Source organism: Streptomyces sp. 4F14 (genome assembly GCF_048159485.1).
In the GTDB taxonomy this organism is placed as follows: Bacteria; Actinomycetota; Actinomycetes; order Streptomycetales; family Streptomycetaceae; genus Streptomyces.
The window spans coordinates 199192-219971 of record NZ_JBLRVY010000017.1; the positions used below are offsets into that span (position 1 = coordinate 199192).

Annotated in this window: 11 protein-coding genes; 7 read left to right on the forward strand and 4 right to left on the reverse strand. The window is 70.5% G+C overall.

Annotation, left to right across the window (positions count from 1 at the left end; translation table 11 throughout):
- The first annotated feature begins 15 nt into the window (after nucleotides 1-15).
- The gene (locus ACLZOT_RS28240) at nucleotides 16-2037 is read left to right on the forward strand and encodes a DHA2 family efflux MFS transporter permease subunit (protein WP_416971905.1); all 2022 of its coding nucleotides are present in this window, start codon (nucleotides 16-18) and stop codon (nucleotides 2035-2037) included.
- A gap of 13 nt (nucleotides 2038-2050) precedes the next feature.
- Here ACLZOT_RS28240 and ACLZOT_RS28245 read toward each other — a convergent pair whose 3' ends face one another.
- A complete protein-coding gene (locus ACLZOT_RS28245; RefSeq protein WP_416971906.1) occupies nucleotides 2051-2542 on the reverse strand; it encodes a GNAT family N-acetyltransferase in 492 nt (163 codons plus the stop codon).
- A 152-nt stretch (nucleotides 2543-2694) separates the two neighbouring features.
- Here ACLZOT_RS28245 and ACLZOT_RS28250 point away from each other — a divergent pair, with 152 nt between their 5' ends.
- Entirely contained in the window at nucleotides 2695-3360 is a 666-nt protein-coding gene (locus tag ACLZOT_RS28250; protein WP_416971907.1) for a hypothetical protein, read from the forward strand.
- 178 nt (nucleotides 3361-3538) lie between these two features.
- Nucleotides 3539-3910 carry a hypothetical protein gene (locus ACLZOT_RS28255; RefSeq protein WP_416971908.1) on the forward strand — a complete coding sequence of 124 codons (372 nt, stop codon included), beginning with the start codon at nucleotides 3539-3541 and terminating at the stop codon, nucleotides 3908-3910.
- Between the two features lie 119 nt (nucleotides 3911-4029).
- Here ACLZOT_RS28255 and ACLZOT_RS28260 read toward each other — a convergent pair whose 3' ends face one another.
- Nucleotides 4030-4464 carry a DUF1992 domain-containing protein gene (locus ACLZOT_RS28260; RefSeq protein WP_416971909.1) on the reverse strand — a complete coding sequence of 145 codons (435 nt, stop codon included), beginning with the start codon at nucleotides 4462-4464 and terminating at the stop codon, nucleotides 4030-4032.
- Nucleotides 4465-4608: 144 nt separating this feature from the next.
- On the opposite strand from ACLZOT_RS28260, the gene ACLZOT_RS28265 reads away from it, so the two are divergent.
- Nucleotides 4609-5001, forward strand: a complete 393-nt coding sequence (locus tag ACLZOT_RS28265) for a hypothetical protein (protein ID WP_416971910.1) — start codon at nucleotides 4609-4611, stop codon at nucleotides 4999-5001.
- A gap of 72 nt (nucleotides 5002-5073) precedes the next feature.
- Here ACLZOT_RS28265 and ACLZOT_RS28270 read toward each other — a convergent pair whose 3' ends face one another.
- Both ACLZOT_RS28270 and ACLZOT_RS28275 read right to left on the reverse strand, forming a co-directional pair.
- On the reverse strand, nucleotides 5074-5745 hold the full coding sequence (locus ACLZOT_RS28270) for an O-methyltransferase (protein WP_416971911.1): 672 nt from the start codon (nucleotides 5743-5745) through the stop codon (nucleotides 5074-5076).
- Between the two features lie 119 nt (nucleotides 5746-5864).
- A complete protein-coding gene (locus ACLZOT_RS28275) occupies nucleotides 5865-7487 on the reverse strand; it encodes a DUF2330 domain-containing protein (protein ID WP_416971912.1) in 1623 nt (540 codons plus the stop codon).
- Nucleotides 7488-7860: 373 nt separating this feature from the next.
- Here ACLZOT_RS28275 and ACLZOT_RS28280 point away from each other — a divergent pair, with 373 nt between their 5' ends.
- The 3 genes from ACLZOT_RS28280 to ACLZOT_RS28290 all read left to right on the forward strand — a co-directional run bounded on the left by ACLZOT_RS28280 (nucleotide 7861) and on the right by ACLZOT_RS28290 (nucleotide 20719).
- Nucleotides 7861-9927, forward strand: a complete 2067-nt coding sequence (locus ACLZOT_RS28280; protein ID WP_416971913.1) for a bifunctional glycosyltransferase 87/phosphatase PAP2 family protein — start codon at nucleotides 7861-7863, stop codon at nucleotides 9925-9927.
- A 187-nt stretch (nucleotides 9928-10114) separates the two neighbouring features.
- Complete coding sequence (locus ACLZOT_RS28285) at nucleotides 10115-14353, forward strand: LamG-like jellyroll fold domain-containing protein (RefSeq protein ID WP_416971914.1); 4239 nt, start codon at nucleotides 10115-10117, stop codon at nucleotides 14351-14353.
- A gap of 93 nt (nucleotides 14354-14446) precedes the next feature.
- Entirely contained in the window at nucleotides 14447-20719 is a 6273-nt protein-coding gene (locus ACLZOT_RS28290) for an RHS repeat-associated core domain-containing protein (RefSeq protein ID WP_416971915.1), read from the forward strand.
- Nucleotides 20720-20780: the final 61 nt, after the last annotated feature.

The following is a 20780-nucleotide window of genomic DNA, read 5'->3' on the forward strand; positions in this document are numbered from 1 at the left end:
CCGAGGGAGGTCTCCATGACCTTGGACGCACGGGCGGCCACGACGGATCCACCCCCCGAGCACGTTGGCGGAAACGTCATGGTGTCGATCGGCGCCCTGCTGCTGGGCATGCTGCTCGCGGCCCTCGACCAGACGATCGTCTCCACGGCGCTCCCCACGATCGTCAGCGATCTCGGCGGCCTGGAACACCTCTCCTGGGTGGTGACCGCCTACCTCCTCGCGTCCACCGCGGCAACCCCCTTGTGGGGAAAGCTAGGTGACCAGTACGGCCGAAAACGACTGTTCCAGACGGCGATCGTGCTCTTCCTGATCGGTTCCGCTCTCTGCGGAACGGCCCAGAACATGCCGCAGCTGATCGCTTTCCGGGCGCTCCAGGGCCTGGGCGGCGGCGGGTTGATGGTCCTGTCGATGGCGATCGTCGGCGACCTCGTCCCGCCCCGTGAACGCGGGCGCTACCAGGGCCTGTTCGGCGCGGTCTTCGGCGCGACGAGCGTCCTGGGCCCGCTGCTCGGCGGCGTGTTCACCGAACACCTCAGCTGGCGCTGGGTGTTCTACGTCAACCTCCCCGTCGGCGTCGTCGCGCTCGCCGTCATCGCGGCCGTCCTGCGCATCCCGCGCCGCACCTCCCACCACGTCATCGACTACCTCGGCACCCTCCTCATCGCCTCCGTCGCCACCTGCCTCGTCCTGGTCGCCTCCCTCGGCGGTACGACGTGGGCGTGGGGGTCGTCCCCGGTGATCGGCCTGCTGGTGCTGGGAGTCGTCCTCGCCGTGGCCTTCGTCGCCGTCGAACGCCGGGCGGCGGAGCCGGTGTTGCCGCTGAAGCTGTTCGGCGTCCGCACCTTCACCCTCTCCGCCGTGATCAGCTTCATCGTCGGGTTCGCGATGTTCGGCGCGATGACCTACCTGCCGACGTTCCTCCAGGTCGTCCAGGGCGTCTCCCCGACCATGTCCGGCGTCCACATGCTGCCGATGGTCGCCGGGCTGCTGATCTCCTCGACCCTCTCCGGCCAGATCGTCAGCCGCACGGGCCGCTGGAAGGTGTTCCCCGTCGCCGGGACCGCGGTCACCACCCTCGGCCTGCTCCTCCTGCACCGCCTCGACGAGGGCAGCCCGACGGGCGAGATGAGCGCGTACTTCTTCGTGTTCGGCCTCGGGCTCGGCCTCGTCATGCAGGTGCTCGTCCTGATCGTCCAGAACGCCGTGTCCTACGAGGACCTGGGCGTCGCCACGTCCGGCGCGACCTTCTTCCGCTCGATCGGCGCCTCGTTCGGCGTCGCCGTCTTCGGCACGGTCTTCGCGAGCCGCCTCTCCGACAAACTCACCGACGCCTTCAGGGGAGTCGAAGGGCTCCCGGCGGGCTTCAGCGCCGACGCGCTCAAGGCCGACCCGCGCGCCATCGCCCAACTCCCGCCCGCCCTGCGGCCACCCGCGCTGCACGCCTACGCCTCCTCCATCACCGACGTGTTCCTGTACGCCGCGCCCGTCGCCCTCCTCGGCTTCGTCCTCGCCTGGTTCCTCAAGGAGGACCGGCTGCGCTCCTCGGTGACCGCGCCGGACGTCACCCAGACCCTCGCCAGCAACCCCGTCGAGCGGTCCTCGTACGACGAGGTGTGCCGGGCGCTGTCCGTCCTCGGCACCCGGGAAGGGCGCCGGGAGGTGTACCGCACGATCACCGCCCGCGCGGGCTACGACCTTCTCCCGGCGGCCAGTTGGATCCTGCTGCGGATCCGCCGGCACGGGTCAGTCGAGCCCGGGCGGCTCGCCGGCCAGAGCCCCGTCCCGCTCGCCGTGATCATCGAGGGGGCCCGGCAGATCGAGGAGAGCGGGCTCGCCCGGCGCGAGGGGCTGGAGCTGCGGCTCACCGCCCGGGGGCGCGAGGTCGCCGAACGGCTCGCCGAGGCGCGGGAGGAGTCCCTCGCGCAGATGCTGGGGGACTGGTGGGGTCCGGACCGGCCCACCGATCTGGTGCTGCTGGTCAAGGAGTTGAACGGCGAGCTGTGCGGGTCGGTCCGGGAACAGCCGCAACGATCCTGACCGCGAAGGGAGTTCAGACCAGCGACTTCGTGAACCAGTGTTCCGCGTACAGGTTGTCGTTGTACCGCTCCGTCTCCGTGTAGCCCAGGTGCGCGTACAGCGCCCTCGCCTCCACCAGGTCGCTGCGGGTGTCCAGGATCATCCGCGCCGCCCCCGACTCCCGTGCGAAGTCCTCCGCCGCGGCCACCAGGAGCGCCGCCCCGCCCTTGCCCCGGGAGTCCGGGAGCAGGAAGACGCGGGTCAACTCGGCCGTGTCCGGGGCCAGGAGGCGCACCCCCGCCGTGCCGGCCGCCTCACCGTCGTACCGGCCCACCAGCAACCTCCCCTTCGGCGGGGCGAGTTCGGCGCCGGTCCGGGCGTGGATCTCGCGCTCCAGCTCGGCGGGGTCGGTGGTGCGGCCCTCGTGGAGGAGGTACCAGCGGTCGCTCACCTCGGTGTAGTACGCGCGCCACAGGGCCCGCGCGGCGGGGGAGTCGGGGAGTTCCGGGGTGATTGTCCAGGGCATGGGCCATTCTCGGGAGGCGGCGGGGGGCGGGCGCAAGCGATATAGGAGGCGGCCGTTCGTGTGCCGGATACAGGGTGGCCGTTTGTGTGCCGGTTTCCCGGCAACTCGGAGGGAGAACCGGCCCGTCCGGGCCGACACACCGGAAGGCAGCCATGTCCACAGGCGTGATCGTCGTGCTGATCGTCGTCGGCGTGCTCGTCGTTGCCGCGGCGGGGTATCTGGGAGTGCGCCGCACTCAGGGCGGGGGGTCCTTGAAGCGGCGGTTCGGGCCCGAGTACGGGCGGGCCGTGGCCCGTCACGACGGGGATGTCCGGGCCGCCGAACGGGAGTTGACCGCCCTCGTCGAACGCCACGGAGGCTTGCGCGAGCGGCCCCTCGAAGCCGGCGAGCAGGAGAAGTACCGGGAGCGGTGGCGGGCCGCGCAGGAGCGGTTCGTGCAGTCGCCCCGGGAGGCCGCCGCCGAAGTGGACCGGCTGCTCGGTGAGTTGGCCGGTGCGCGGGGCTATCCGCGGGCCGAGGACCACGACGAACAGGTCGCCGCGCTCGCCGTCCACCACGCCCGGCACGTCGACGGGTACCGGCATGTCCGGTACGTCCTCGACGAGGAGGGCGGCGACACCGAGGACGCGCGCAAGGCGGTGCTGGAGGCGCGGGCGCTGTTCCAGGAACTGGTCGCGGAGTCCAAGGGGGCCTCGAAGGGGGCGGCGAAGGCGGCGGCGCGGGACACGCCGGATGCCCGGGAGAAGGCGGGGGCCGGGCGGAGCGGCCGGATGCCGGCGCTGTTCCAGCGGAGCCGGGCGAAGATTCAGACGAAGTGAGGAGGCGCGAGGGATGAGCGAGGACAGGGGAACGACGGGGAGGGCAGGGGAGCCGGGGACGCCGAGGGAGCCGGAGGCATCGGGAGCGTCCGGGGCGCCGGGGGTGCGTAAGGGCGGGGTTTCGCCGGCCCGCGCTTCCGGTGGGACGGTCCCGACACCTACGACGCCTGCGGCTCCGGTGCCTGGGACCCCGGCACCTAAAACCACCGCGCCTCCGGCACCGGCGGTCGCGTCCGGCGAGGGCGGTTACCGGCACGGCTCACCGCTGATCCCCCGGGACGAGTGCGACAAGCTGGAGACCAGGATGCGGCACGCGCTCGCCGGGTTCGTCGACGAGCCGCGGGGAGCCGTCGCCGAGGCCGACCAGGTGCTGGAGGAACTGGCGACGCGGTTCACCGAGGCGATCACGCGCAGGCGGCGCACCGTACGCGGGGCCTGGCAGGCGGGGGAGGCCGGCGAGGGCGGGACTCCGGAGGCCGGGGACACCGAGAAACTGCGGCTGGCGCTGCGGGACTACCGGGAGCTGTGCGAGCGGCTGCTGCACGTGTGAAGAGGCGGGGGAGTTGGGCTCGACCTCGGGCGCTGGGCCTCACGTGGGCCCAGCGCTCAAGGCCGTCGTACGCGGGGGCACGCTCCCTCGCATCGGCGGCGCGCTCTTCCCAAGTGCCCTCAGGGGGCGGGGCGTTCGGCGTCCGCAGGGGGCGTGTTCCGGCGTTCGCGCCACTCCTCCACGACCGCTTCCACGTCGTACGGCTTCTTGCCGAGCGGCGGGCCCGGCGGTGGACGGAACATCATGTCCCGGATCTTCGCGTTGACTTCGGTGAGGATCTTGCGGACCGCGTACTCCGACGGGGCCTCCAGCGCGGCGGCGAGGGCGTCCTCCGCCTCCTTGCGCAGGGCGAGAGCCGGTGGCAGCACGGACCAGCCCTCACGCGCCATCTTCCGCTTGATCCACCAGAGTTCGTCGTACGAGGAGTCCACTTCGGCCGGCAGCGGCTTGCCCGCGCCCGTCAGCCCGTCGAACTCGCCGCGCGCCGCCGCGTCCTGGATCTGCTTGTCCACCCAGGACTCGAACGGCACACCCGGTGGCTTTCGCTCGGTCATGCGTCCATTGTGCCGGACGCCTTGCGGCCGGGCGATTTATCATTTCCGCCGCTGTGCAATGCCGTTTCGGATGCTGTGACGTAGGTGTCCGGGGGGTTGGGACGTGCCGGGCTCGACGGTCCGGCGGACACAAGGGGAACGCACGTGCTCGAACTCACCATGGCCTCCGTCTCCGCGGTGGAGGAGGGGGCCACGGCAGGGATGCTCATGGCCGACGCGGACAGTGAGCCGGGAGCGGTGCTGCGGGTCGGCCGCGACACCACCGTCTGCCGGCTCGTCACCCCTCAGGACTGGCTCTTCGTCTCCCGCGTCCACCTCGAATTCCTCTGCGGCCCCGAATCCACCTGGCAGGTCACCTGGCTGCGCGGCTCCCAGGACGACCCCTCCGCCGAGGTCCGCTTCCTCTCCGGCCAGTACGCCCAGCCCATCCCCTACGGCGGCACGGTCACCCTCCCCCGGGGCGGCTCCGGCGAAATCATCATCACGGACCGCACGAGCCCGCGCAGCGTGAACGTGGGCTTCTACCACGAAGGGTGAGAGGGGGCGGGTCCGAACGGGCCGGGGGCGCGGAACGCCCACCGGCCACACTCCGGAACCCTCGCTCGCCGCTCAGGCCAGCACCCTCGCCAATGCGAAGCCGTCGTACCCCTTCGTGCCCACCGTCTGGAGGGCGGTGCCGGTCAGGCGGGGGTGGGTGGCGATGAGGTGGAGGGCCGCTCGGGTGCCCTGGACGTCGGGGGCGGGGTCGTCGGCGTCGAGCACTCGGCCGCCCCGGACGACGTTGTCGACGATGATCAGGCTGCCCGCGCGGGTCAGCTTCAGGGCCCACTCGACGTAGTGCGGGTTGTTGGCCTTGTCCGCGTCGATGAAGACCAGGTCGAAGGGGGGAGGGTTCTCGTCGGCCAGGAGGGGCAGGGAGGTCAGGGCCTCGCCCACGCGGACCTCCACGACCTTGTCGAGGCCGGCCCGCGCGATGTTGCGCTCGGCGACGTCCGCGTGCTTGCGGCTGTACTCCAGCGTGACCAGCCTGCCGTCCTCGGGGAGGGCGCGCGCCAGGCAGATCGTGCTGTAACCCCCCAGCGTCCCGATCTCCAGGATCCGCCGCGCTCCCTGGATCTCGGCGAGCAGCTGGAGCAGCCTGCCCTGACCGGCGGACACGCTGATCGGCGGCAGCCCCGCCGCCGCGCTCTCCCGCAGCGCGTCCGTCAACACCTCGTCCCTGAGCCCGAGTTCCTCCTCGAAGTAGCCGTCCACCGATTCCCAGAGCTGTTCGTCGCTCATCGTCCCCTGCCTCTCCGCACGTCCTGATCCGCCCAACGGCCACCACGTGCCCCGGGGTTCCCGCCCCGCTCCCCCGAGGAGGCGGTTCACCCGTTCGGAGGACACGAGTACCGGGCCCCTCAGACCGTCCCGCTGCTCTGCCGCGGCACCTGCTGCGCACGGCGGTGCTTCTGGCGGCTGCCGAACGCGCCCTGGTTCAACGGCGGCGCGCAGAACGGGTACTTGTGCAGCCCCGCCGACGCACTGACACGGGGCACGTCCCCGGGCGACCCGAAGAGGTGGGCCGTGCCCCCGTCGGTCGTCGGCGAGGGAGACCCGGGAGGGGCGTGCGAAGGCACGGGAGGCACCCGCGGCATCGGAGGCACGCGCGGCGCGACCAGGGGAACCGGCGGCACCTCCGGGAACGCCGGAGCCACGCCGGGCATCGGCGGCACCCCACTGTCCGGCGCCGACCTCGGCATCGGCGGCACTCCACCCGCTCCGACCGTCGGCGGCTCCTGAGGCATCGGCGGAATCCCGCCCGCGCGCGGACCACCGCCGCCCGTCACGCGTGCGCGCAACGCCTCCAGCGCCTCGCTCACGCGCGCGGTGAGGCCGTTCAGCAGGGTCTCCTCCGGCGTGCCGGTCATCTCTGGCGTGCTCCCTTCGGACGGGGTGGCGGATTCGCCGGCGTGGCTCCCTTTGCGCGTGCGGTTGCCGCGTACGGCGACGTGGATCGCGCTCGCGGCCAGCACGAGGATCACGGCGGTCACCGCGAGGAGCCACGCGGGGATGCCGGCGAGGGTGCGCAGCCGGTCGGCGTACACGGTCTGGCGCACGGGCGCGTCGGTGGAGGCGCGGCGGAGGGTGTGGTCGGCGGTGACGCGCGCGGGGAGGTCCTGGGCGATCGCCGTCAGGTAGGGCGTCGCGCGGGCGAACGTCGACAGCGCCCCGGAGTCCGCCGGCACGCGTCCCGCGTACGTCACGCGCGGGCGCGAGCCGCCGACGGCGGACGCCGGTTCCATGCGGTGGTCGGCGAGGACGTACAGCGACAGGGAGGCCGGCGTGGAGGCGAGCCGTACGGGGTAGACGGGCGCCTCGGTGGCGAACGAGACGTGCAGGGGGTCCAGGACGCCGTCGAGGGCGCCGTACGCGGCCGGGGACAGCTTGATCGCGACGTACTGCCAGCGCAGCGCCACGTACGGCCGCAGGGCGTCCTGGAGGCCCGGGGGGAGGGTGTAGCCGTTGGCGCGGAGCCAGGCGGCGAGGGCGGCCGGGTCGGCGGCGGAGAGGTGGGCCACGTCGAAGGGGCCGAGGCGCTCGCCGGCGACGAGCCCCACCCCGGCGCCGCCGTCGGGGCGCCGCTCCGGCGGGGGCGGCCCGGGAGGACGGCCGCCGGAGGTGAAGGGCCAGTCCCCGTCCTGCGGCCAGAAGTGCGGCCGGGTGCGGTACGACGGCGTGGTGGCCGCCGTGATCCCGTCGAGGAGCGCAGGGTCGCCCAGTTCGACGGACGCCCGCGCGGGCACCGGCATCAGCCAGGCCGCGTCCGGCGCGTCACCGCTGACGGTGAGGCGCGTCACGATCTGCTCGCGCGCGCCGTCCCAGCGGACCACGGAGACCTCCCGGGTCACCGCCGCGCGCCGGCCGTCCCCGGCGATCAGCGCCCCGCCCGCGTGCGCGGGGGCCACCGGCAGCAGCACGGCCGGCAGCAGGAGGGCGGCCAGCGCACGCGCGCGTAAGGACGTGAATGAACCTTTCGCCACTCCCGGCCGTCTCCACGGAAAACCGACCACCATCGCTCGAAGCCCTCCGTAGTCATCCGTCACTACTCGTAGTGCTGTGACCCGCGCGGGTCTACGACGGTACGGGCGCGGCGGGGGTTTCGTTCGGCGCCGATTCAAATCCCGCCCATGAGACGGGCGAAAACAGCCCCCCAGGGACGCGACCTGCCCGGACACGCACTATCGTCTTCCGGACAAAAGGAGAAGGGCTGCCAGGTGAAGCAGGGGTGACCTGCGTCTCTGTCAGGGGGAGCCCCGGGCCCGTAGGGTTCGTGCGGAGAAAACCCCTGGTGGGCCTCCGGGAGAACCACCGGGCAAGCAGAACCGAACGAACGGGGCGGGAGGCCAACCAGCCGTGGCGAATGCGGAGCACAGCGGGCGACCGGTGGAACCCTTCGGGGCGACCACCGTCGACCCCGTGGACGCACGACAGGCGCGTCTGCGCGCGGCCCGCATCGGCCTGTGGCTGCTCGCGGCGGTGCTCGCGGTCCGCCAGATCGCGGTCGTCGTGTCCACCCCGCGCGGGGAGCGCCTGACCGACCTGGAGACCTGGGTCGGCCAGAACGGCGTCCTGCACGTCAACGGCTCGCTGTACGACTCCTCGCAGTTCACCGGCACCCCCTTCGGCGGCCTCGTCCTCAAGCCCCTCACGAAGGCCGCGGAACAGGCCCTGGGCTGGGGCTGGACGTTCGGCACGCTGCTCCTGGTCGCCGCCCTCGGCGTCGTCGTCGCCCGCGCGCTCCCGCAGCCCGTGAGCCGCCGTACCGCCCTTCTCGCGGCCCCCGTCGCCGTCAGCCTCCTGATGCTCTCCCTGCCCGTCCGCAACACCCTGTGGCTCGGCCAGACCAGCATCATCCCGGTCCTGCTGGTCCTCCTCGGCTGCTTCGTCGCGCGCGGGAAGTACGCCGGCGGCGTCCTCATCGGCGTCGCCGCGGCCCTCCAGCCGACTGTCCTGCTCTTCGCCGCGCTCCTGTGGTTCACGCGCAGACGCCGGGCCGCCGCGACGGCCGTAGGGACGTTCGGCGCGGCGACCCTGCTCGCCTGGGCCGCGATGCCGCACGACTCGTACACGTACTGGGTCCACCACATCGCCGGCACCGGGCTCGGCGGCAAGGCCGACGACCTCGCGAACCAGTCCCTGCACGGCGCGCTCCTGCGCCTCGGGGTGAACGGGCCGCTCGAAATCGGCTTGTTCCTTGCGCTCGGCGCGGCCGTCGCCGTCCTCGGTGTCCGCCGGGCCGTGCGCTACGCGCGCGACGGTCAGCTCCTGCTCGCCGTCGCGATCACCGGCTGCGCCGCCATCGCCGTATCGCCGACGACCTGGCAGCACCAGCTGCTGTGGGTGCTGCTCGCGATCGTCGGGCGGGTCGGGAAGCGGGCCTCCGACCGGTACGTGTGGCCCGTCGCCGTCGTCCTGGTGATGACGCTGCCCGCGAAGATGATGCTGCCGAACATGGCCGCGCTGTACCCCGTCCGCGACAACATCGTGCTGTTCGCCGCGATCGCCGCCGCCACGTTCCTGCCGTTCCTCTCCCGCAAGGACCCGCTGTACGCCGCGCCGACGCCCACCGAGTACGCCGCGCCCGTGCCCGCGCGCTACCGCTGGGTGCCGTTGCTGCCGTTCCTGCGGCGCGTCCTCACCCGGCCGAACCTCCTCCTGGAGCTGCTGCTCATCCGCGTCACGTACGCGGCGTACCAGAAGGTCCGCCTCGCCGCGACCGGCGGTTCGAACTCGGCGGGGCGCGTGCGCGCGGAGGAGCACGGGCAGCAGATCCTCGACATCGAGCGTTTCCTGCACATCGACATCGAGCACGCGGTCAACCACTGGGTGGTCGGGGTCTCCTGGCTGCGGAACTTCTTCGACTTCTACTACGAGTCGTTCCACTTCTTCGTCCCGCTGACGGTTCTCGCGGTCCTCTACTGGCGCCGCCCCGTCGACTACCGCTGGGCGCGCGCGACCCTGGGCTTCGCGACGCTGCTCGCCCTGGTCGGCTTCTGGCTCTACCCCCTCGCCCCGCCCCGCCTCATGCCCGCCCTCGGCGTCATCGACACCGTCCACGGCGTCCAGGACTTCTCGAAACCGGACTACGGCACGCTGACGGCCCTCACCAACCAGTACGCCGCCATGCCCTCCCTCCACTTCGGCTGGTCCCTCTGGTGCGGCCTCGTCATCGCCGTCGTCGCCCCGAAGTGGTGGATGAAGGCCCTCGGCCTCCTCCACCCCCTCTTCACGGTCTCCGCGATCGTCGCCACGGGCAACCACTGGGTCCTCGACGCGGTTGGCGGCGCGGTCGTCGTCCTCGCCGGGTTCGGGTTGTCGTACGCGTTCATGGGGCCGCGGGCTCGGACGGTGGTGGAGGCGGCGTCCGAGGAGCAGGACAGGGAGCCGGAGAAGGCAGCCGCCGCACCTTCGCCGAGTTGACCGAATCTTGACGGCCGACACGCCGACTCTTTGAATTCCTTTGACGCGATTCACTCTCCGTAGCTTTCATGTACCTCATCTGTGGGGGTTATCGAACAGATAATCGACTGCTGGGGGGCTAGTGAGACACAGGAGATGGCGCGCGAGAAGAACCGACCGCGCGCGTAACGGGGGTCTGGCCGGGCTGATGGCGCTGATCGTCCTGGTGACGGTCCCGGCGCTCGGCCGAGAGGCGACCGCCGCCGAGGGCAGCGACCCGGTGGCGGCAGCCGCCACCGCAGGCGAGGCGCCGACCGAGGAACTCGCCACGGCCGCGGCCAAGGTGAGCGGCGAGCCGGTGGAGGTCACCCGGCTGCGGCACGAACGCCGTGAGGTGTTCGCCAACGCCGACGGCACCTTCACGGCGAACGAATACGCGCAACCGGTCCACACCACCCGAGGCGGCACCTGGGTGCCGGTGGACGACACGCTCGGCCGGCGTTCCGACGGAGGCTGGTCGCCCAAGGCCGCCACCGTCGATCTGGAGTTCTCCGACGGCGGCCAGGGGCCGTTCGCCAGGATGAACCGCGCCGGTCGCGAGTACGCGCTGAGCTGGCCGGGGGCCACCCTGTCCAAACCCGTGATCGAGGGGGACACCGCCCGCTACCCGGAGGTGCTCCCCGGCGTCGACCTCACCGCCCGCGCCGACGTCGAGGGCTTCTCCCACTACCTGGTGGTGAAGACCGCCGAAGCCGCCGCCAACCCCGAACTGGAGACCATCGAGTTCGCCCTCTCGACCAAGGGGCTGGCCGTCACGGAGCCGACGGACGGCTCGCTCAAGGCCACCGACTCCGCGGTCGGAGGCACGGTGTTCGAGTCCGGCCGGGCCGTGATGTGGGAGTCGGTGGACGCGCCCGCCACGGTGACCGGGTTCAGAGCAGCGCAGGCCGCCGAGCCGCCCCTCGACCAGGCCGACGGAGGACGCACCGCACCCGTCGGACTCGACGTGGCGCACGACAAGCTGACGCTCACCCCTGACCTGGGTCTCCTGCGCGGCGACGACACCACGTACCCCGTCGTCATCGACCCGACCCCGCGCACGACCGGCGCCACCGCCTGGACGTCCGTGATGTCGGGCATGCCGAACGAGCAGGACTGGAAGTACTCCGGACACGCCGGCATGGGCAAGTGCCCGGTCAACTACAACCCGACCCAGTGCGAGGGCATCGGCGTACGCAGGCTCCTCTTCAGCTTCCCGATGTCCTTCTACACAGGCAAGAAGATCGTCAGCACCAGCCTGTCCGCTCGCGTCGGAGCCGTGTACTGGGCGGACGCCAAGGCCGAACCGGTCGACCTCTACCGGATCGGCGGCAAGAACCACCCGGTCACCTCGGCGAGCAACTGGTCGAACACCAAGGACGACTGGGCCGACCACCTCATGACGGTCGACCAGAAGATCTCGCCCACCACCTGCGGCAGCCCCGCCAACCTGCACTTCAGCAACGGCGCCCTCCTCACCCAGGCGCAGGCGGCGGCCGACGGCGGCTGGTCGTCCCTCGCGCTTGGTCTGCGGGCCAAGGACGAGTCGTCGTACGACGGCTGGAAGCGCATCTGCGGCAACAGCTACCTGTCCATCACGTACAACACACCGCCCACCCGGATCGCGACCTCGCTGATGTCGACGAACCCCGGTGGCAAGTGCGTGACCGACGAGGCCAAGGCGCCCTTCATCGACTCACTGCCCCAACTGCGCACCGAAGCCCGGGACGCCGACCACAGCGCGTCGTACACCGACCAGGTGAAGACCCAGTTCCAGGTCTTCTACAAGGACGCCGGGGGAGTCGAGCGGAGCTACTTCGCCGAGACCGGCTACAAGTCACCCAACGCCGGAACCGTCTTCTCCCACCAGGTCGTCCAGCCCGCCCTCGGCTCGGGTGTCGGCATGTGGGAGCCGTCGACCCGCACCTTCCACCTGCGCAACGCGGCGAACGCTGGCTTCCCCGACACGAAGCCGGTGCCCACCGAGCCGGGCACCGTCCCGCTCACCGGCGACTGGAACGGCGACGGCGTCGACACGATCGGCCTCTACGACCCGGCGACGCGCACCTTCCACCTGCGGGACGACAACAGCAAACCCGCCAACCATGTCCTCGTCTACGGCAGCGCGGGCGACATCCCCGTCGCCGGTGACTGGGACGGCGACGGCATGGACACCATCGGCGTCTGGCGGCCGAGCACCCACTTCTTCCACCTGAACAACGAACTCACCAACGCCACCGCCGACATCTCCTTCGTCTACGGCGCCGACGGCATGATCCCCCTCGCCGGTGACTGGAACGGCGACGGCTACGACACCATCGGGATGCGCGACCCGGCGACCATCATGATCTACCTGCGCAACGCCAACAGCGGAGGCGGCAACCACCACCAGATCCGCTACGGCGGCGTCGGCGACAAGCCCGTCGTAGGGGACTGGAACAAGGACAGGATCGACACGGTCGGCCTGTGGGGCCCCAGCACGCACACCTTCTACCTGAACAACCAGAACACCGACAACGTCGCCGACCTGACCTTCGTCTACGGCGCCGACGGCATGCTGCCGCTGAGCGGCAACTGGCACCTGAACTCCGGGATCCCGGCGGTGACCACGATCTCGTACCAGGCCCGCGCCTTCGACGGCGAGCATTGGGGGCCGTGGAGTTCGGCGAGCGGAGCCGGGCGGTGCTACGTCAAGCGTGACGCGGCCACACCCAGAGCGCCGAGCGTGACCGGGGCGCCGTACGTCGACGACGAGGTGTGGCGCAGCGGCGTCGGCAAGGCGGGTGCGTTCACCTTCGACGCCGTCGACACGGACGTCGCGGGCTACAAGTACGCCTTCGACGACGAGACGCAGCAGACGGTCACGACGACCACAGGGCAGCCCAAGTCCGTGACCTGGACGCCGACTTCACAGGGCCTGCACTCGCTCACGGTCTCCGCGTACGACGCCTCGGGCCGCACGAGCGCACCTCAGCGGTACGACTTCAAGGTCGTCGACGACGGTCCGGTGGGCCAGTGGAACCTCGGTGACCTCGCCGAATCCACCGAAGCTCAGGAGGAGTTGGGACGTCACCCCGCGACCGCCGGACCCGGTGTGACGTTCGGCGTGCCGGGACCGGGCCTCAAGTCCGGTGAGACGGTGCCCGATTACGCCGCGAAGCTCGACGGGTCGGCGGACGCCTATCTGACCGTCAAGGCCGCCGAGGACGACGACAACCCGCTGAAGCGTTCCTCGGTCGTCGACACGACACAGAGCTTCTCCGTCAGCGCCTGGGTGAAACCGGCCGCCCTGGACCGCGACATGGCGGTGCTCAGCCAGGACGGCACGGACGACGCCGGCTTCTTCCTCGGATACGACGCCGCCAAGAAGGCTTGGGCCTTCGAGGCACCGGGCACGGCGAGCGGCACGACCACGCGGTGGCGCGTCCAGGCCGCCGTCACGCCGGTCGTGGACGCGTGGGTGCACCTGACGGCCGTGTACGACGCCAACGCGTCCGGCGGACCGAAGATGTCCCTCAGGGTCAACAAGGAGACGGCCGTGACCACGGCCCGTTCCTCGACCAGGACCGGCGGCGGAGACCTCCAGATCGGCCGGAAGCTGACCGGCCGCGCGGAGAACGAGCCCGTGTACGGCGCCAATTTCCAGGGCGTCCTCGCCGACGTCCGCGCTTATACCCGCACGGTCAGCGCGGCCGAGAGCGACGCCTTCCAGACGTACCGCCCCCAGCGCAAGGCGTACTGGTGGTTCGAGGACCTGGCGGCTGACGGCACGGTCCCCAACGTCCAGACCGGCGCCGAGAATCTGGCCCTGCACGGCCCGACCCTCTACCGGGTGGGCGGATTCGATGACCCGCAGGCGCTCTCCGGCGAGGGACACCTCCAACTGGACGGTGTCGACGACTGGGCCGGCACCGGCAGCCCGGTCGTGGCCGCGAACGGCAGCTACACCGTCTCCGTGCGGGCCATGCTCACCTCGTCCGGCGCGACGAAGTCCCAGACCGTGCTGTCGCTCCCGGGCCGCAACACCGACCGGCTCGTCGTCCGGTACGACGCCGCCACCCAGCGCTGGCAGGCGGTGGTCACCGCGTCCGACACGGCGGGCGCCGCCACCACGGTTGTGACGCACACCGACGAGGTGCCCGTGACCGATCTGCCCGGCACGCACATCGCCGTGGTGTACGACGCGATCACCCGCCAACTCCGGCTGTACGTCAACGGAGTGAACCTGCTGGAGGACGTGCGGCTGGACAAGGCGCCGTGGCCCTCGGCCGGGGGACTCCAGGTGGGCCGCGCCGCGAAGGGCGAGTACTTCGCGGGGGCTGTGGACGAAGTGCGCGTCTACGCCGGAGCACTTGACCGGACCGGCATGCAGCGCATCAACAGCGTGCAGCGGGACGACACCGCGTAGCCGTACCCGTTCCCATCCCTCTTCTCCCTTCCTTCTTCCGACTCCTGATCGGAGACCCCCATGTCCATGCGCGGCCGTCTGCTAGCCGCCCGTATGCCCAGACGCGTGGTCACCGGCGCCGTCCTGGCCCTGTCACTGGCCCTCCCGGCCGGCATGGCACAGGCGTTGCCCGCCAAGCCCGACACACCCGGCCTCCCGGGGTTCTCGAAGAACGCCGACCCGGTCGAGGGGAAGTACGCGGCGAAGGCCGATCCGCTCCCCGACGACGACGCCACGAAGTCCGCCGTGACCGCGCTCGACCGCCCGGCCTGGCCTCGCGAGGGAAGCGCCGAGGTGTCCCCGCGCGGTGCCGCGAAAGCGGTCGTCGGCGGTCTGCCGGTCACCGTCTCACCGGCCAGGGGCGCAGCACCCTCGAAGGTGAGGGTCACGTCCCTGGGCGAGCGGAGCGCGGCCCGCTGGGACAGCGCGGCCCTGCTCAAGGTCGAACGCAAGGACACCGGAACCACCCCCGCCCCCGTACGGCTCACCCTCGACTACGCGAAGTTCGCCGACGGCGCGGGCGGTGCGTACGGCTCCCGCCTGCGCCTGGTCGAACTCCCGGCGTGTGCCGCGACCGAGGCTCCCGCGGACTGCCGGGCGCGGCCGAAGGAACTCGCGTCGAAGAACGACCCGGTCGCCCGCACCGTCACCGCGGACGTGACCGCCAAGAGCACGGCCACGGTGTTCGCCCTGGCCGCGGGCGACTCGTCGTCGAAGGGCGACTACAAGGCCACCTCCCTCGCCCCGTCCGCGAGTTGGTCGGTCGCGAACTCCTCCGGCGGGTTCTCCTGGAACTACCCGATCCGTACGGTGCCGACCCCCGGTGGCCTGGTACCGACGGTCGGCCTCAGCTACTCCTCCCAGTCCGCCGACGGCCGCACCTCCGCCACCAACAACCAGGGCTCCTGGATCGGTGAGGGCTTCGCCTACGAGCCGGGCTACATCGAGCGGTCGTACAAGCCCTGTTCCGAGGACGGCCACGCGGGATCCGGTGAGCAGTGCTGGGCGTTCGAGAACGCCACGGTGATGCTCAACGGCACGGCCGGTTCCCTGGTGAAGGACGACGAGTCCAAGGAGTGGCACTTCGCGTCGGAGAACGGCGCGAAGGTCGAGCACCTCACGTCGGCCGACCACGTCACCGGCAGCCGTGACGACGACGGCGAGCACTGGAAGATCACCACGACCGACGGCACGGAGTACTGGTTCGGCCTGAACCGCCTCTTCGGCTGGACCACCGGCAAGGAGGAGACCGCCTCCACCTGGACGTCCCCCGTCTTCGGTGACGACAAGGACGAGCCCTGCTACAAAGCCACGTTCGCCGACGCCCACTGCCAGCAGGCGTGGCGGTGGAACCTCGACTACGTCAAGGACCGCCACGGCAACGTCATCTCGTACTTCTACGGCGCCGAGGCCAACCAGTACGCGCTGAACGGCAAGACGACCGTCAACGGCACTCCGTACGACCGTGGCGGCTACCTGAAGCGCGTCGACTACGGCCAGCGCCACGAGGCCGTGTACACGACGAAGGCACCCGCCCGCGTCGTCTTCACGACGGCCGAACGCTGCCTGCCCGACGCCTCCTTCGACTGCGCACCGGCGAAGTTCACGACGGCCAACGCCGCACGCTGGCCCGACACACCCGTCGACCGCTCGTGCGCGGTCAACACCAAGTGCGCGGCGAGCCAGAGCACCCAGACCTTCTGGACGACGAAACGGCTCACCGGCATCACCACCCAGATGAGCCGCAGCGCCGTCGCGGGTGAGTACACCGACGTCGACGCGTGGACGTTCGGCCACACCTTCACCGACAACGGCGACGCCACGAAGACCCTGTGGCTGTCGAAGATCGACCACGAGGGCAAGGTCGGCGGCAGCATCCGCATGCCGTCCCTCGAACTCGCCGGCATCCACCTGATGAACCGGGTGGACAGCGACGAGGACAACATCGACCCGTTCCGGCGGCTGCGCCTCGCGAGCGTACTGAGCGAGACCGGCGGCCAGTTGGACATCAACTACGCGCCCCGCGAATGCACGCCCACGACCCTGCCGAAGCCCGGCGAGTCCACCCGGCGCTGCTACCCCGTGATCTGGTCCCCGCCGGGCTCCATCGACCCGAAGACGGACTGGTTCCACAAGTACGTTGTCGCCGAGACCGTCGAGACCGACCGCACCGGAGGCGGCGACGACCTCGTCACCCGCTACGACTACCAGGGCGACGCCGGCTGGCGGCACGCCGAACCCGACGGCATCACCGACCCCAAGTACCTGACCTGGGGCCAGTGGCAGGGCTACGGCAAGGTCGTCGTCACCGGCGGCAACGGCCAGAGCGTCGCCACCCGCATCCAGTACACCTACCTCCAGGGCCTCGACGGCGACAAACTCCCGTCCGGAGGCACCCGTACCGAGGAAGTGAAGGACTCGACAGGCAAGGCGTACACGGGCCACAAGGAGTTCACCGGCTTCGAGATCGAGACGCAAGCCTGGAACCGGGGCACCGGAGGCCAGGCCGTCGCCAAGACGATCACCGAGCCGTGGAAGCACAACACGGCCGAGCAGAAGAACAGTTGGGCGACGACCCACGCCACCCTGGTCCAGCCGTCGGTGACCCGGACGTACAGCCTCCAGCACGACAACACCTGGACGGCCACCAAGTCGACGTCCACGTACGACACTTCGGTGTCGAACGGCCGGCTCCTCCAGACCGAGGACCTGGGCGACCTCGCCACCGACAAGGACGACACCTGCACCCGCCTCTGGTACGCCGACGTCCCCGGCCAGAACGTCTACGACCTGCCGTCCCGCAGTGAGGCGGTGACGGTCGACTGCGCGAAGACACCGAACCGCAGGACCCAGGTCCTGGCCGACGAGCGCACCACGTACGACACCAAGGGCAACGCCGCCCAGACCGAACGGATGACCGCGCACGACGGCACCACCGCCACCTACCAGGTCACCGGCACCACCGAGTACGACGCCTTCGGCCGTCCCACGCTCCAGAAGGGCGCGGACGGCGTCCCGACGACGATCGCGTACACCGACGTCAACGGCCTCGCCTCGCAGACGAAGCAGACCAACGCGCTCGGCCATGTCACCACCACCGACCACGCCCCGGCCTGGGGCACCTCGGCAGGCCAGACCGACCCCAACGGCAGGCGCACCGAACTCGCCCACGACGCTCTCGGCCGCCTCACCTCGGTCTGGCTGGCCGACCGCGCCAGGAGTTCGACGCCGAGCATCAAGTACTCGTACACCGTCCGCCGTGACCTGACCACCGTCGTCAAGACGGAGAAACTCCAGAACGACAACACCTACGGCGCCGAGTACCAGCACTACGACAGCCTGCTGCGCCCCCGCCAGCTCCAGACCCAGGGGCCCAAGGGCACCAGCATGGTCGGTGACGTCTTCTACGACGGCACCGGCAAACCGAAGAAGACCAACGCCACCTACAACTTCGCCAAGGCCCCCTCCGACGGCCTGATCACCGTCGCCAACGGCGCCGTCGGCGCCCAGACCGCGTACGAGTACGACGGCCTCGGCCGCACCACCGCCGCGATCTCCCTCGTCGGCGGCGACGAACAGTGGCGCACCACGACCGCCTACGACGGCGACCGCACCCACGTCGACCCGCCGGTCGGCGGCGTCCCGACGACCACGATCACCGACACCCACGGCAAGGTGAAGGAGATCCGCCACTACCGGGGCACCGCTCCCGAACCGGCCAACCCGAACGCCGCCTACGACAGCACCACGTACACGTACACCCAGCGCGGCGCACTGGAGACGGTCACCGACGACCAGAACAACATCTGGCGCTACGAGTACGACCAGTTGGGCCGCAAGGCGAAGACGGTCGACCCCGACGCCGGGACGTCCGAGTTCGCGTACGACGCGATGGACCGCCTCAAGTGGACGGTCACCAACGGCAAGAAGATCTCCCAGAGTTACGACAAGCTCGGCCGCCCCACGTTCTCCTGGGAGGGCGAGGCGGACACCGGCAAGAAGCTCACGGAGACGAAGTACGACCGCGCGCAGAACCTCGGTGAGGCGTACGCCTGGTATCGCTACCTCGACAACGGGGAGTTCTTCGCGAGCGCGGTACTGGTCCGGGACGCGATGTACCGGCCGATCCGCACGGACTACTCGGTGCCCGCGTCCGAAGGCGCGCTGGAGGGGAGGTACTCCTTCAGCACCGCGTACAACCCGGACGGCACGGTCTCCAGCACGGGAATGCCGGCGGTCGCCGGACTGCCGACCGAGGTGTTCGTCTACGGCTACGACGAGTTGCAGCGGCCCAAGTCGATGCAGTCCGCGACGTCCAACTACGTCACCGACACTCTCTACACCGAGACCAGCCAGCTCAAGGGCCTCAAACTGTCGGCCGGCAGCGGCAAGACGGTCCAGCAGTCCTTCTTCTACGAGAAGGGCACCGACCGCCTCACCGACTCCCGGATCGACATCGAGGGCGTGGCCGCTCCGGCGAAGAAGTCCCAGTACTCCTACGACCAGGCCGGAAACATCCGGTCGATCTCCGACCTCGCCGGCACCTCCCCCGACGTCCAGTGCTTCGCCTACGACGCCGGTCAGCGGCTCGCCGACGCCTGGACCCCGGCGGCGACCGAGTCCGAGGCCACCGGCGCCGGAACGGTCGGCGGCATCATGAACGGCACGACCCCGTCGGCCTGTTCGGCGGCGCCCGGCACCAACCCGCTGGGCGGTCCGGCCGCGTACTGGAAGTCGTACACGTCCGACTCGATCGGCAACCGCACGCGCGAAGTCGTCCACGACAAGGGTCTGGACGCGGCGAAGAACATCACCCGCACCTACACCTACGGCAAGGACGCGGGTCCGCACGCGGTCACCGAACTGGTCGAGAACACCCCGACCGGAGACCGCCGTTCGACCTACGCCTACGACGCGAACGGCAACACCACCTCGCGCATCCTCGGCGGCGACGAACAGAAACTGGAGTGGAACTCCGAAGGCAAGCTGACCCGGACGACGGAGACGGACGGCCGGGAGACCACCTACCTCTACGACGCGAACGGCGAGCGAGTCGTCCGCCGCGACGCCTCGTCCACCACCGTCTACCTCCCCGGCATGGAGCTGAAGCTCCCCAAGGGCGGTACGGCCGTCGAGGCCACCCGCTACTACACCTACGCCGACCGGACGATCGCCGTCCGCCAGAACGACCGCACCCTCTCCTTCCTCGGCTCCGACCACCAGGGCACGAGCAGCCTCTCCATCGACCCCGCCACCGGCGCGGTCTCCCAACGCCGCTTCGACCCCTACGGCGTCTCACGCGGCGACGCCATGGGGCCATGGCCCGGCGAGAAGGGTTTCGTCGGCGGCACCCTCGACGCCCAGACCGGGCTGACCCACATCGGCGCTCGCGAATACGACCCCGGACTCGGCAAGTTCATCTCGGTCGACCCACTCATCGACTACACGCAGCCACAGCAGATGAACGGCTACGCGTACGCGAACAACAGCCCTGTCACGTACTCGGACCCGACCGGTCTGCGGCCGATCGACTGCCTCGAACCCGGCGCGAGATGCGTGGGGAACGAGGTGTACGCGAAGTCCGACCGGCAGAAGGCGGACGAGAGCGTCACCAAGGCGACCGGTGGGGTGTACGCGGCTGAGGACCGGGTCAGCAGCTCCAAGAAGCGGGTCAAGCAGGCGGTCAAGGGACTGACCAAGATCGTCATGCAGGAGCTGGGCATCGACGCGGCCCTCGACTGCTTCTCCAGCGGCGATCTCGGATCCTGCGGCGAGACCTTCCTCAATGTCGCCGGGAGCTTCGCGGGTGGTCTGGCGGGGAAGCTCGCGGCCAAATACGGGGCTCCGTGGAACTGGGCCAAGGGCACCAAACTCGCCAAGCGGATCTGGAACCTCACCCAGGACCTGATCGGCGGCATCAGAGACGTCGCGAAGAGCTCCAAGGCACTCGGCAAGGCGAAGGACGCCTTGGCCGCGGCCCGGAAGAAACTCGCGGACGTCAGCTCGAAGGGAAGCTGCCTCAAGGGAGAAGCCCACAGCTTCCTACCAGGAACCAAGGTCCTCCTGGCCGACGGCTCCACAAAAAAGATCGAAGACGTCGAACTCGGCGACAAGGTGGTCGTCACCGACCCCGAGACCGGCGAGACCACGACCCGCGAGGTCGCGGGCACGATCGTCACCGAGGACGACAAACACTTCGTCGACCTCACGATCACCCCCAAGAACGCCAAGCCCGCTTCCCTGATCTCCACGACGACCCACCCCTTCTGGGTCCCGTCGGAGAACCGCTGGATCGAGGCCGGCGAGCTTAACCTCGCGCTTTCATGAAGCGGGCTGTCCGGCAGGCGGTCAGGAAAGCAGAAAGTGCCTCTGACCAGCGAGAATGAGG

Excerpts from the sequence above, each read along its gene's own strand:
- ACLZOT_RS28240 (WP_416971905.1), top strand. The coding sequence starts at position 16 with ATGACCTTGGACGCACGGGCGGCCACGACGGATCCACCCCCCGAGCAC.
- ACLZOT_RS28245 (WP_416971906.1), bottom strand. The coding sequence starts at position 2,542 with ATGCCCTGGACAATCACCCCGGAACTCCCCGACTCCCCCGCCGCGCGG.
- ACLZOT_RS28250 (WP_416971907.1), top strand. The coding sequence starts at position 2,695 with ATGTCCACAGGCGTGATCGTCGTGCTGATCGTCGTCGGCGTGCTCGTC.
- ACLZOT_RS28260 (WP_416971909.1), bottom strand. The coding sequence starts at position 4,464 with ATGACCGAGCGAAAGCCACCGGGTGTGCCGTTCGAGTCCTGGGTGGAC.
- ACLZOT_RS28270 (WP_416971911.1), bottom strand. The coding sequence starts at position 5,745 with ATGAGCGACGAACAGCTCTGGGAATCGGTGGACGGCTACTTCGAGGAG.
- ACLZOT_RS28285 (WP_416971914.1), top strand. The coding sequence starts at position 10,115 with ATGGCGCTGATCGTCCTGGTGACGGTCCCGGCGCTCGGCCGAGAGGCG.
- ACLZOT_RS28290 (WP_416971915.1), top strand. The coding sequence starts at position 14,447 with ATGCCCAGACGCGTGGTCACCGGCGCCGTCCTGGCCCTGTCACTGGCC.